This window comes from Pseudoduganella lutea (assembly GCF_004209755.1).
Taxonomy (GTDB): Bacteria; Pseudomonadota; Gammaproteobacteria; order Burkholderiales; family Burkholderiaceae_D; genus Rugamonas; species Rugamonas lutea.
On record NZ_CP035913.1, the window covers coordinates 2,636,393 to 2,648,836 of the forward strand.

Below are 12,444 nucleotides of genomic sequence, written 5' to 3' on the forward strand. Positions count from 1 at the left end.
TATACGGCTTCCATCGAGCGCGGGAACGTGGATTGCCGCATTCTGCAACCACCGCTATACTCGTCGTAGTTGCCGTTATTATAACTTCAAGTATGATAGCGACAACTCGGCCCGTAGTCCGCCCTACGGTATACCTGTGAGGTATCGTCCATGCACCGTACATTGACAGCTGCACTTGCCATTGCTTCTGCCGTCCTGATCGTTCCTTCCATCCATGCCGCACCACGCACCTCTGGTGCAGGGGAAATCAGTAATGTTCAATACACCCTCGTGGACTTGACGCCCGACGACGGCAATGCTTCGTATTACCAGTTTGGGCCACGTACGACCCTTATACAAGCGTCCATTTCGGTCGGGGCCGGGAATCACGGGGACGGTAGCCAATTTGCGCCAACCTTCCCGGTCCCGGTTACCGCGGAAGGGCGATTCTTTGACTTCTACGCCCGCGCCAGTACCAATGGTCAGTTAGGTGACCTTCATTCGGCCGCGGACACCGGGGCGCTGCAATGGCAGGGAGATTACGCCAGGGCAGCGGCTTCGCAAACCGTGAACATTTTGCTGAGCGCTCACAGCGCCTTCACCGTCAGCGGCGTCGCGAACACATGGTTGTCCACGACCGATCCTGCATATCCTGTCCTGCCCGGCAACGCGGAGACTTCTGTGAGTCTGGGTTATGCATCGGAGGACCGGCCTAGCGACATCTTTTCGCGGAACATCGTGCTGGGCACCGGGCAATCCTATGACAGCTTCAACGACACGTTCTCACTGACGGCCAGGAACGATTTCGACCACGACATCGAATTGACGCTTTACTTCAACACACTAACCAGCGTCTATTACGACGTCTCAGCCGTGCCGGAGCCGGCAACATACCTGATGTTCGGTGCCGGCCTGGCCGTACTGGCCGGTGCAATGCGTCGGCGTCAGCGCGTGCTGCCGCCTGTCTGACAAGGGCCTGGAGTACCGGGATGCAGCACTCGGCGCCGGCGGGCGCGCTTGGTGCCCCATGCTACAGCATCGACAGGCTCTCGCTGCTGCCATTGGGGCCTTGGCCGGCGGCCCGTGCGGCCGGCCCAATGCGCCCGTTGCATCCCGTCGTAGTCCGAGTCACACGCGGCTGGACGGCAAGGATTTGCTGATCAAAACAAAACTGGCGCGCTGGCCAAATTTGTGCTCCGGGCGGAACGATGCAGGCCGGATCCGCGTGCGGTGCGCCCCACCAAAGAAAAACGGGCACTGCGCCAATGCGAAGTGCCCGCTCTTTACGCGGCGGCCACCGGCCACCGGGTACGAATCGATTACTGCAGCTTGATCTCGACGTCCACGCCAGCTGGCAGGTCCAGCTTCATCAGTGCGTCAACGGTCTTGTCGGTCGGATCCACGATGTCCATCAGGCGCTGGTGGGTGCGGATTTCGAACTGGTCGCGCGAAGTCTTGTTCACGTGCGGGGAACGCAGCACGTCGAAACGCTGGATGCGGGTCGGCAGGGGAACCGGACCTTTGACAACGGCGCCGGTGCGCTTGGCGGTGTCAACGATTTCCAGTGCGGACTGGTCGATCAGTTTGTAGTCGAAAGCCTTCAGGCGGATGCGGATCTTTTGATTCGGGGTGGACATGCTGATTCCTTAAAAAGAACGAACCGGCGCAGTGTACAAACACTTCTCCGGCAATATGGAAATATGCGACTCTTTACAACACTACAACGACTGCTCAACATAAAAGCAGCGGGACCGGCATGATATCACGCCCGGTCCCGCCGCTCAACGCAAAGCTTAGCCCAGAATCTTGGCTACAACACCCGCGCCGACTGTACGGCCGCCTTCACGGATTGCAAAGCGCAGGCCTTCTTCCATGGCGATCGGGGAGATCAGCTTGACGGTGATCGACACGTTGTCGCCCGGCATGACCATCTCTTTGTCCGCTGGCAGCTCGATCGAGCCGGTCACGTCCGTCGTACGGAAGTAGAACTGAGGGCGGTAGTTGTTGAAGAACGGGGTGTGACGACCGCCCTCATCCTTCGACAGCACGTAGATCTCGCCGGTGAAGTGGTTGTGCGGCTTGATCGAGCCCGGCTTGGCCAGAACCTGGCCACGCTGCACGTCTTCACGCTTGGTGCCGCGCAGCAGCAGGCCGACGTTGTCGCCAGCTTGACCCTGGTCCAGCAGCTTGCGGAACATTTCCACGCCGGTGCAGGTGGTCTTCACGGTGTCGATGATGCCGACGATTTCGATTTCTTCGCCAACCTTGATCACGCCACGCTCGACACGGCCGGTCACCACGGTACCGCGGCCGGAGATCGAGAACACGTCTTCCACAGGCATCAGGAAGGCGCCGTCCACAGCGCGCTCAGGCGTCGGGATGTAGGTGTCCAGTGCGTCCGCCAGGCGGATGATGCACTCTTCGCCCATTTCGCCCGGCTGGCCTTCCAGGGCCATACGTGCCGAACCTTTGATGATCGGCAGGTCGTCGCCAGGGAACTCGTACTTCGAAAGCAGCTCGCGCACTTCCATTTCGACCAGTTCCAGCAGTTCTGCGTCGTCGACCAGGTCGCACTTGTTCAGGAACACGATGATGTAAGGCACGCCAACCTGACGGGCCAGCAGGATGTGTTCGCGGGTCTGCGGCATCGGGCCGTCAGCTGCGGAGCACACCAGGATCGCGCCGTCCATCTGGGCAGCACCGGTGATCATGTTCTTGATGTAGTCGGCGTGGCCTGGGCAGTCAACGTGCGCGTAGTGACGGGCAGCGGTTTCGTACTCGACGTGCGCGGTGTTGATCGTGATGCCGCGTGCTTTTTCTTCCGGAGCAGCGTCGATCTGGTCGTAGGCTTTGGCTTCGCCGCCGAATTTCTTCGACAGCACCGTTGCGATTGCCGCGGTCAGCGTGGTTTTACCGTGGTCGACGTGACCGATGGTGCCAACGTTGACGTGCGGTTTGGTCCGCTCAAACTTACCTTTTGCCATTTTATTTCTTCCTTAGAACTATGATTTAAGGTTGTCCGGCCGGGGTTTTGCCCCGGCCGATAAACGCTATTCTGATTTATTTCGCTTTTGCGGTCACGATTGCGTCGATAACGTGCTTCGGCGCTTCGGAGTAGTGCTTGAATTCCATCGTGTACGTTGCACGGCCTTGCGTTGCGGAACGCAGCGAGGTCGAGTAACCGAACATTTCGGACAGCGGAACTTCGGCCTTGATGATCTTGCCGCCGCCGCCCGGGATTTCGTCCATGCCCTGCACCATGCCGCGACGGGACGACAGGTCGCCCATCACGTTACCGGCGTAGTCTTCCGGCGTTTCCACTTCCACGGCCATCATCGGCTCGAGGATGACCGGCGATGCCTTGCGGCAGCCGTCCTTGAACGCCATCGAACCGGCCATGCGGAACGCGTTTTCGTTCGAGTCCACGTCGTGGTAGGAACCGAACGTGACGGTCACTTTCACGTCGACGACCGGGTAGCCGGCCAGCACGCCCGAGTTCAGCGTTTCGCGCACGCCTTTTTCCACCGCAGGGATGTATTCGCGAGGAATCACACCGCCCTTGATGGCGTCGACGAACTCGAAGCCCTTGCCCGGCTCTTGCGGTTCGATCGTCAGCACGGCGTGGCCGTACTGGCCGCGACCACCGGACTGCTTGACGAACTTGCCTTCCACGTCGGTGACGGCCTTGCGGATCGTCTCGCGGTAAGCAACCTGCGGCTTGCCGACGGTGGCTTCCACGCCGAATTCGCGCTTCATGCGGTCGACGATAATTTCCAGGTGCAGCTCGCCCATGCCGCCGATGATGGTCTGGCCGGATTCTTCGTCGGTCTTCACGCGGAACGACGGATCTTCCTGTGCCAGGCGGTTCAGCGCCAGGCCCATTTTTTCCTGGTCGGACTTGGTCTTCGGCTCGACGGCCTGCTGGATCACCGGCTCAGGGAAGACCATGCGTTCCAGGATGATCACCGCGGTCGGATCGCACAGCGTTTCGCCGGTCGTCACGTCTTTCAGGCCCACGGCAGCGGCGATGTCGCCGGCGCGCACTTCCTTGATTTCTTCACGCTGGTTGGCGTGCATCTGCAGGATGCGGCCCAGGCGTTCCTTGCGGTTCTTCACCGAGTTCAGCACGGTGTCGCCGGAGTTCACGGCACCGGAGTACACGCGGAAGAACGCCAGCTGGCCGACGAACGGGTCGGTCATGATCTTGAATGCCAGCGCGGAGAACTTCTCTTCGTCCGAAGCGGTACGGGTGACAGGCTGCTCGTCGTCGTCGGTGCCGCCGACCGGTGGGATGTCCACTGGCGATGGCAGGTATTCGATGACGGCGTCCAGCATGGCCTGCACGCCCTTGTTCTTGAACGCGGTGCCGCACATCATCGGCACGATTTCCGAAGCGATCGTACGGGCGCGCAGCGCCTGCTTGATCTCGGCTTCCGTCAGGTCGCCTTCTTCCAGGTACTTGTTCATCAGCTCTTCGCTGGACTCAGCGGCCGCTTCGACCATCTTTTCGCGCCACTCGTTGGCGGTAGCTTGCAGTTCGGCCGGAATATCCTTGTAGTCGAACTTCATGCCTTGGGATGCTTCATCCCAGATGATCGCCTTCATCTTGACCAGGTCGACCACGCCGGCGAACGAATCTTCAGCGCCGATAGGGATCTGGATCGGCACCGGGTTTGCCTTCAGGCGAGCGCGCATCTGCTCGTAGACCTTGAAGAAGTTGGCACCGGTACGGTCCATCTTGTTGACGAAGGCCAGACGCGGCACTTTGTACTTGTTCGCCTGACGCCACACGGTTTCCGACTGCGGCTGCACGCCACCGACTGCGCAGTAGACCATGCAGGCGCCGTCCAGCACGCGCATCGAACGTTCCACTTCGATCGTGAAGTCGACGTGGCCCGGGGTATCGATGATGTTGATGTGGTGCGGCTGGAAGTTGCCGGCCATGCCTTTCCAGAAGCAGGTCGTGGCCGCGGACGTGATCGTGATGCCGCGCTCTTGTTCCTGCTCCATCCAGTCCATGGTTGCTGCGCCGTCGTGCACTTCACCAATCTTGTGGTTCACGCCGGTGTAGAACAGCACGCGCTCGGTCGTGGTCGTCTTGCCGGCGTCGATGTGAGCGGAAATACCGATATTGCGGTAGCGCTCGATGGGGGTCTTGCGGGCCATAATGAGATCCTAAATCTTTGAATGGACAAAACCGAGCAACATTTTTGAATCAAAAATGCGCCCGGCTTGAACAAAGGCCGGTCTTGCCGGCCGGAGTGTTTAGAAGCGGAAGTGCGAGAACGCCTTGTTCGCTTCAGCCATACGGTGCACTTCGTCACGACGCTTCATTGCGCCGCCGCGACCTTCCGCAGCTTCCAGCAGCTCGCCACCGAGGCGTTGCGGCATGGATTTTTCGCTGCGCTTGTTTGCAGCTTCACGCAGCCAACGCATGGACAGGGCCAGGCGGCGCACTGGGCGCACTTCAACCGGCACCTGGTAGTTGGCACCGCCGACACGGCGGGACTTCACTTCAACCATCGGCTTGGCGTTGTTGATTGCTGCGGTGAACACTTCCAGCGGATCCTTGCCGGATTTTTGCTGGATATGGTCGAATGCACCGTAGATGATGTTTTCTGCGACCGACTTCTTGCCGGACAGCATCAGAACATTGACGAATTTGGCGACTTCGGTGTTGCCGAACTTTGGATCCGGCAGAATTTCGCGCTTGGGTACTTCACGACGACGTGGCATGTCTATTCCTTCCTGTCTTCAGTTGAGTGCCTCGATCGGCACTCGCGTGGGCCATCATGGCCTCACACTTACTCGGTCTCGCGACCGCCTCAACTCATTGTGTATGCGACTAAGTATGACTTAGTGCAAGAAAATTACTTCTTGGCTGCCTTGGCGCGCTTGGCACCGTACTTCGAACGAGCCTGCTTACGATCCTTGACGCCCTGGGTATCCAGCGAGCCGCGAACCATGTGGTAACGCACACCCGGCAAGTCTTTCACACGGCCGCCGCGCAGCAGCACGACACTGTGTTCCTGCAGGTTGTGGCCTTCACCGCCGATGTACGAAATGACTTCGAAACCGTTGGTCAGGCGCACCTTGGCGACTTTACGCAGTGCCGAGTTAGGCTTCTTCGGAGTGGTGGTGTACACGCGGGTGCACACGCCACGCTTTTGCGGGCAGTTTTCAAGTGCCGGCGATTTGCTCTTCACGACCAGTGCGGTACGTGGGTTGCGAATCAATTGATTGATGGTTGGCATCGTTCTAAATCCAACAAAATTACTGCTATTGACAACCCGGGCAGCCGAATCACAGATGAATCGTGCTCCCGGGGGCTAAAACCAGTCTCCAGAGTCGAAACCGCAGGGACGCGAACAGCCACCTTGTCGAAAGGCGGCCTGAAAAAGGCGTATACGAGGTGCAGACTAAATTGAGAACTCGCGAGTATAGACGGAGCTCAAGGCCCAGTCAACCAATTTGCAAACCAATTAGGCAAGGCAATGGCTGCCCGGCGTGTGAAATTGCCCGCATAATAGCGCCCTTCCCGCCACCTGCCCTGTCGCGCCCTTCCCGATCACCGCCGCATGCCATCGTTGCCATTCGAATTCCGGTACCCGCGCCCGGCCCACCTGTTCATCCTGCTCAGCTACCTGGCGCTGTCGCTGGTGCCATGGATCCGTGTACTGCTCGACAATCCCGTCGCCGGCGGCTGGCAGATCCTGGGCATCGAGATTGCCGCATGGACCGCCGTATGGGCGGTGTTCAAGCGGCCCGCCTACTTTCACTGGCTGCTGATTCCCGCCTTCATGGCGCTGCCTACCGAACTCTACCTGCTGGTCTTCTATGGCCAGGGGATCTCGACGCACCACCTTGGTATCCTGGCCGAGACCAGCCCCGTCGAGGCGCTCGAATTCCTCGGGAACAAGGTGTGGACGATGCTGGCCGTGATGGTGTTCGTGGCGGCCTGGTGGGTAATGACGTTCCGCGCGGCCCGGCTCACGCGCGGCCTGGACTGGCAGGGACCGTCGCGCTGGGTGGCGCTGGGCCTGCTGGGCAGCTTCGCCCTCGTTGCCGCCTATGCCTGGGAATTCGGCGCGGGCAAGCCGCCAGCCGCGTCTGCCAGCGCCACGGCCTCGGTGTCGGCAGGAACCGCCCGTGGCGCCCACGTCACCGGATGGCCGCTCGCACCGCTGCCGGCCTGGGCCCGCCCGCCCGTGCACTTCGGCGCCTTCATCGATTCCTGGCCATTCGGGCTGGCCGCGCGCGGCATCGATTTCTACCGCGAGCGGCGCTACCTGGCCCAGCTGAACGAAACGAGCCGCCATTTCAAGTTCGGCGCCGACCAGGGCGCGCCCGACGACGTGCCGGAAACGATCGTGCTCGTGATCGGCGAATCGTCGCGCCAGGACCGCTGGCGCCTGTTCGGGTACCAGCGCGATACCAATCCGCTGCTGGCGCGGGAAACCAACCTGGTGGCGCTGCCCGACGTGATCACCGCGGTGTCGGCCACGCGCCTGTCGGTACCAGTCATCATTTCCAGGAAGCCGGCGAGGCAGAGCCTGAAAGATGGCTTCAATGAAAAATCCTTCATCACCGCTTACAAGGAAGCGGGTTTCCGCACATGGTGGCTGTCGAACCAGATCTCGTTCGGCAAGTTCGACACGCCCGTGTCCGTGTTCGCCCGCGAGGCGGACGTGGTGCAATTCACCAACCTGGGCGGCTTCTCCGACAAATCGAACCTCGACGAAGTGCTGTTCGAGCCGCTGCGCGTGGCCATGGCCGATCCCGCGCCGAAGAAGCTGATCGTGCTGCACACGCTGGGCAGCCACTGGAACTACAGCCAGCGCCACCCGCAATCGTTCGACCGCTGGCACCCGTCGCTGTTCGGCATCGACAAGCCCGTGTACACCGATATCGCGATCAAGGAACGCCTGAACAACAGTTATGACAACACGATCCTGTACACGGACTGGTTCCTCGCCCAGTTGCTGGGCCGCCTGAAAGGCGCGGCGCATCCCAGCGCGCTGCTGTACGTGGCCGACCATGGCCAGACGCTGTACGACGGCACCTGCCGCCTGGCCTTCCACGGCCACAACACGCAGCATGAGTTCCGCGTGCCTGCCTTCATGTGGTATTCCGCTCAGTATGGCGACCGCTACCCGGCCAAGGTGCGCGAGCTGCACCGGCACCGCAAGGCGAAACTGGCCACCGAGAACATGTTCCACACGCTGCTCGACATGGCCGACATCCGCTATCCGGGCGACCGCCGCGATTGGAGCTTCCTGTCGCCCGACTTCAAGCGCCACACGCGCTGGGTCGACAGCTATGGCTGGACGGATTACGACAATGCCACGCTGAAGGGCGATTGCCGCGAAGTCATCGCGAAGAAGCCGAAAAAGCCGGCCAGGCATTAGCGGCCAGCGGCAGGTCCGCCGCCGAACGCCCGCGCGTCGCCCTTCCGGGGGCGGCGCGCATTGCCGTGGCGCCGCCTCAGTACATCGCAGCCACCGGATAGGTATCGCCGTCGACCAGCGTGCCGGCTGCGCGTGCCGCCCCCAGTTCCGCGCGCACCGCCGCGCGGGCAACCGGCTTCGCCTCGGGGAACGGGCCCGGATAGGCTTCGCCCGCGTACAGCGTGCCGGCGGCATGGGCGGCCGCGAGGTCGGCCTTCACGTCGGCGCGGCTGCGTGTGGACAGGAAGGCATGGTCGATGGCCTGGTAGCCTTCCCCGCCGCTGGACAGCGTGCCCGCGGCCCGGGCCGCCAGCACTTCGGCGCGCACCTGCTCGCGGGTCAGGCCTTCGGCGCCGGCGGCGCCGGAAGCGATGGCGGAAACGGCCAGCAGCAGCGCGCCGATCAGGTTCTTCGTGTTCGTGTTGTTCGTCGTGTTCATCGTGGGCTCTCGTGGTTGGTTGCGATGGGTTCATTAGACCGCCCGCATGTATGGCGCATATGTCCACATCCCTGCCCGGGTGTAAGGCCGCGTATCGCCGGCCGCACGGATACACGGTGATACACATGGCGCCCGCGTGGACGCCCGCGGACGCCTGCGGACACCGGACAAACCCGGCCCCGGCCAGTCGATTCAAGCACTTAGCGAATGGCACGCTTCCTGCATATCACTACCGCGACAACCACTGACCACTGACACCATGATTCGCGACACCTCTCACCAGGACACCGCCATCGCCACGCCGCCCGGCCGGCCGTGGAAACGCCGCGCGCTGCTCGCTGCCGGTGGCGCGGCCATCGCTGCGGCATTCGCTGCGGCCTTCGCCAACTGGTCGGCCAGCGAACATTCGGTCAGCGCGGCGCGGTTACGCATCGCCGAGGTCACGCGTGGCACGCTGGTGCGCGACGCGGCCGTCAATGGCCGCATCGTGGCCGCCGTCAGCCCCACGCTGTATTCGACGGCGCCCTCCTCCACCGTCACGCTGAAGGTGCGCGCCGGCGACACCGTGAAACGGGGCGACGTGCTGGCCGTGCTGGAATCGCCCGACCTGGCCGACGAACTGAAAAAGGAACAATCGAGCTACCAGGAGCTGGCGGCCGAGGTGGCGCGCCAGCAGATCCTGGCGCGCAAGCAGAAGCTGCTGGCGCAGCGCGATGCCGATACCGCCGAGATCGACCGCCTGTCGGCACAGCGCACGCTGGAGCGTTACGACGGCGTGGCCAACGAAGGCGTGGTCGCCAAGATCGACTACCAGAAAGCCAGGGATGCACTGCGCGCCGCCGAGATCCGCGCCCGGCATGCGATCCAGGCGTCGACGCTGGAAAAGGATGACGTCGACCTGGCGCTGCGCACCAAGAGCGCCCAGCTGGAACGCCAGAAGCTGGTGATGGCGAATGCACAGCGCCGCGTCGACGAGCTGACCGTGCGCGCGCCCGTGGATGGTTTCGTGGGCACGCTGAACGTGGCCAACCGCAGCGTGGTGCAGGCCAACACGCCGCTGATGACGCTGGTGGACCTGTCCGCGCTCGAGGTGGAACTCGAAGTGCCGGAAACCTATGTGAACGACCTAAGCCTGGGCATGCGCGCCGAGATCACCGTCAACGGCGCCACCGCCATCGGCAAGCTGTCGGCCCTGTCTCCCGAAGTGGTGAAGAACCAGGTGTTGGCGCGCGTGCGCTTCGAGGGCACGCAGCCGGACGGCCTGCGCCAGAGCCAGCGCGTGCAGGCGCGCCTGCTGATCGACGAAAAATCGAACGTGCTGTTGCTGCCGCGTGGCTCCTTCGTGGAATCGGAAGGTGGCCGCCATGCCTACCTGGTGCAGGATGGCGTGGCCGTGCGCACGCCGATCCGCATGGGGGCCACCAGCATCAATGCCGTCGAGATCCTTTCCGGCCTGAAACTGGGCGACAAGGTCGTTGTCGCCGGTACCGAAACATTCGAGAACGCCACGCGCGTCGCCATCAACCGCTGACCGTCCGTCCCATCACTCCTGGAAAGAGGCCGCCATGCTGCGCATGCAAAACCTGAGCAAAGTCTATCGCACCCACATGATCGAAACGCACGCGCTGCGCGGCTTCGAGATTCATGTGAAACAGGGCGAATTCGTCACCGTCACCGGCCCCTCCGGCTCGGGCAAGACGAGCTTCCTGAACATCGCCGGCCTGCTGGAGGAATTCACGGCCGGCGAATACATCCTCGATGGCGTCAACGTGAAGGGCCTGGACGACAATGCCCGCTCCAGGCTGCGCAACGAGAAACTGGGCTTCATCTTCCAGGGCTTCAACCTGATCCCCGACCTGTCGCTGTTCGACAACGTGGACGTGCCGCTGCGCTATCGCGGCTTCAACGCGGCCGAACGCAAGGAGCGCATCGAGGATGCGCTGGCCAAGGTGGGCCTGGCATCGCGCATGCAGCACTATCCGGCCGAGCTCTCGGGCGGCCAGCAGCAGCGCGTGGCCATCGCCCGCGCGCTGGCCGGCACGCCGAAGCTGCTGCTGGCGGACGAACCGACCGGCAACCTCGACACGCAGATGGCGCGCGGCGTGATGGAGCTGCTCGAAGACATCAATGCCCAGGGCACCACGATCCTGATGGTCACGCACGACCCCGAACTGGCCACGCGCTCGCAGCGCAACGTGCACATCATCGACGGCCAGGTGTCGGATCTGGTGCGCAAGTCGCCCACGCTGGCGGCGTAAGGAGCGGCCATGTTCACGTATTACTTCAAGCTGGGCCTGCGCAACCTGCGCCGCAACCCCGCGCTGACGGCACTAATGGTGCTCACGCTGGCCATCGGCGTGGCGGCCAGCGTCTCGACGCTGACGATCCTGCACGTCATGTCCGGCAACCCGATGCCGCACAAGAGCGAGCGGCTGATCGCCCCGGTCTTCAACAATGGCCCCAAGGAGGACTATTCCCCCGGCGACGAGCCAAATGACGACCAGGTGTCCTACCGCGACGCGATGAACCTGCTGGCCAGCGGCCAGGGCGACCGTCGCACGGCGATGATGGGCGTGGGCGGCGCGCTGCAGCCCGACCGCAAGGACCTGGCGCCCTTCAATGTCACGGGGGGCGGCCCGACGCGGGATTTCTTTGCGATGTTCGACATCCCGTTCGTGTATGGCCAGGCATGGAGCGAGGCGGACGACAAGGCCGGTGCCGACGTCATCGTGCTGACACGCGCATTGTCCGAAAAGTTGTACGGGAACGCGAACCCGGTCGGCAAGCGGCTGCGCTACAACGGCTTCGACCTTTTCGTGACGGGGGTCATCGACACATGGGACCCGGTGCCGCGCTTCCACCGCATCGTCGGCATGGGCCCCTTCGACCAGAATGACGAGTTCTTCATTCCGCTGTCCCTGGCCGTCCGCCATGAATGGAACAACTGGGGTAGCACGAACTGCACCAGCAACGTACCGGCCGGCTACCAGTCTTTCCTCGATTCGGAATGCACATGGCTGCAATTCTGGTTCGAGCTGCGCTCCGCCGCCGACCGGGAGGCATTGCAGGACTGGATCGACGGCTACGCGGCCGAACAGCGCAAACTGGGCCGCATGCAACGCAATGCGCCGAACGCGCTGTACAACCTGACCGAGTGGCTGGAGCACCTGAAAGTCGTCGGCAACGACAACAAGCTGTCGGCCTGGCTGGCGTTCGGCTTCCTGGTCCTGTGCCTCGTGAACACGATCGGCCTGCTGCTGGCGAAATTTTCCGTGCGGGCGCCGGAAGTCGGCGTGCGCCGCGCGCTGGGCGCTTCGCGCGGCGAGATTTTCCGCCAGTTCCTGGTCGAAACAGGCGTCATCGGCCTGGCCGGAGGCGTCCTGGGACTGCTCCTTGCGGTCGGCGCGCTGTTCCTGATCTCGCTGCAGTCGAAGGAACTGGCCATCGTCGCGAGAATGGACTGGACGATGCTGCTGGCGACGTTCGCCATGGCCGTCACCGCCGCACTGCTGGCAGGCCTGCTGCCGACGTGGCGTGCCTGCCAGGTCACCCCCGCCCTTCAACTGAAATCCCAATGAG

Annotated in this window: 11 protein-coding genes; 5 read left to right on the forward strand and 6 right to left on the reverse strand. The window is 62.6% G+C overall.

Annotation, left to right across the window (positions count from 1 at the left end):
- Positions 1 to 150 precede the first annotated feature (150 nt).
- Entirely contained in the window at positions 151 to 948 is a 798-nt protein-coding gene (locus EWM63_RS11065; RefSeq protein WP_130186562.1) for a PEP-CTERM sorting domain-containing protein, read from the forward strand.
- A gap of 350 nt (positions 949 to 1,298) precedes the next feature.
- Here the strand turns inward: EWM63_RS11065 and rpsJ are convergent, their stop codons facing one another.
- The 5 genes from rpsJ to rpsL all read right to left on the reverse strand — a co-directional run bounded on the left by rpsJ (position 1,299) and on the right by rpsL (position 6,233).
- The gene (gene rpsJ / locus EWM63_RS11070) at positions 1,299 to 1,616 is read right to left on the reverse strand and encodes a 30S ribosomal protein S10 (RefSeq protein WP_130186563.1); all 318 of its coding nucleotides are present in this window, start codon (positions 1,614 to 1,616) and stop codon (positions 1,299 to 1,301) included.
- A gap of 156 nt (positions 1,617 to 1,772) precedes the next feature.
- Positions 1,773 to 2,963: an elongation factor Tu gene (tuf, locus tag EWM63_RS11075; protein ID WP_130186564.1), complete on the reverse strand. Its 1,191-nt coding sequence runs from the start codon at positions 2,961 to 2,963 to the stop codon at positions 1,773 to 1,775.
- 76 nt (positions 2,964 to 3,039) lie between these two features.
- Positions 3,040 to 5,145 carry an elongation factor G gene (fusA, locus tag EWM63_RS11080; protein WP_130186565.1) on the reverse strand — a complete coding sequence of 702 codons (2,106 nt, stop codon included), beginning with the start codon at positions 5,143 to 5,145 and terminating at the stop codon, positions 3,040 to 3,042.
- Between the two features lie 99 nt (positions 5,146 to 5,244).
- Entirely contained in the window at positions 5,245 to 5,715 is a 471-nt protein-coding gene (gene rpsG, locus EWM63_RS11085) for a 30S ribosomal protein S7 (protein ID WP_130186566.1), read from the reverse strand.
- A gap of 134 nt (positions 5,716 to 5,849) precedes the next feature.
- Positions 5,850 to 6,233 carry a 30S ribosomal protein S12 gene (gene rpsL, locus EWM63_RS11090; protein ID WP_130186567.1) on the reverse strand — a complete coding sequence of 128 codons (384 nt, stop codon included), beginning with the start codon at positions 6,231 to 6,233 and terminating at the stop codon, positions 5,850 to 5,852.
- 324 nt (positions 6,234 to 6,557) lie between these two features.
- Between rpsL and EWM63_RS11095 the strand changes: the two genes are divergently transcribed.
- Positions 6,558 to 8,387 (forward strand): phosphoethanolamine transferase, encoded by a 1,830-nt coding sequence (locus EWM63_RS11095; RefSeq protein ID WP_130186568.1) that lies wholly within the window; start codon positions 6,558 to 6,560, stop codon positions 8,385 to 8,387.
- A 76-nt stretch (positions 8,388 to 8,463) separates the two neighbouring features.
- Here EWM63_RS11095 and EWM63_RS11100 read toward each other — a convergent pair whose 3' ends face one another.
- Positions 8,464 to 8,865, reverse strand: a complete 402-nt coding sequence (locus tag EWM63_RS11100) for a DUF4148 domain-containing protein (protein ID WP_130186569.1) — start codon at positions 8,863 to 8,865, stop codon at positions 8,464 to 8,466.
- A 259-nt stretch (positions 8,866 to 9,124) separates the two neighbouring features.
- On the opposite strand from EWM63_RS11100, the gene EWM63_RS11105 reads away from it, so the two are divergent.
- Genes EWM63_RS11105 through EWM63_RS11115 form a run of 3 tightly spaced genes read left to right on the forward strand, consistent with a single transcriptional unit; the run spans position 9,125 to position 12,443 of the window.
- Entirely contained in the window at positions 9,125 to 10,396 is a 1,272-nt protein-coding gene (locus EWM63_RS11105) for an efflux RND transporter periplasmic adaptor subunit (protein ID WP_130186570.1), read from the forward strand.
- Positions 10,397 to 10,430: 34 nt separating this feature from the next.
- A complete protein-coding gene (locus tag EWM63_RS11110; protein ID WP_130186571.1) occupies positions 10,431 to 11,123 on the forward strand; it encodes an ABC transporter ATP-binding protein in 693 nt (230 codons plus the stop codon).
- A gap of 9 nt (positions 11,124 to 11,132) precedes the next feature.
- On the forward strand, positions 11,133 to 12,443 hold the full coding sequence (locus EWM63_RS11115) for an ABC transporter permease (RefSeq protein ID WP_130186572.1): 1,311 nt from the start codon (positions 11,133 to 11,135) through the stop codon (positions 12,441 to 12,443).
- Position 12,444: the final 1 nt, after the last annotated feature.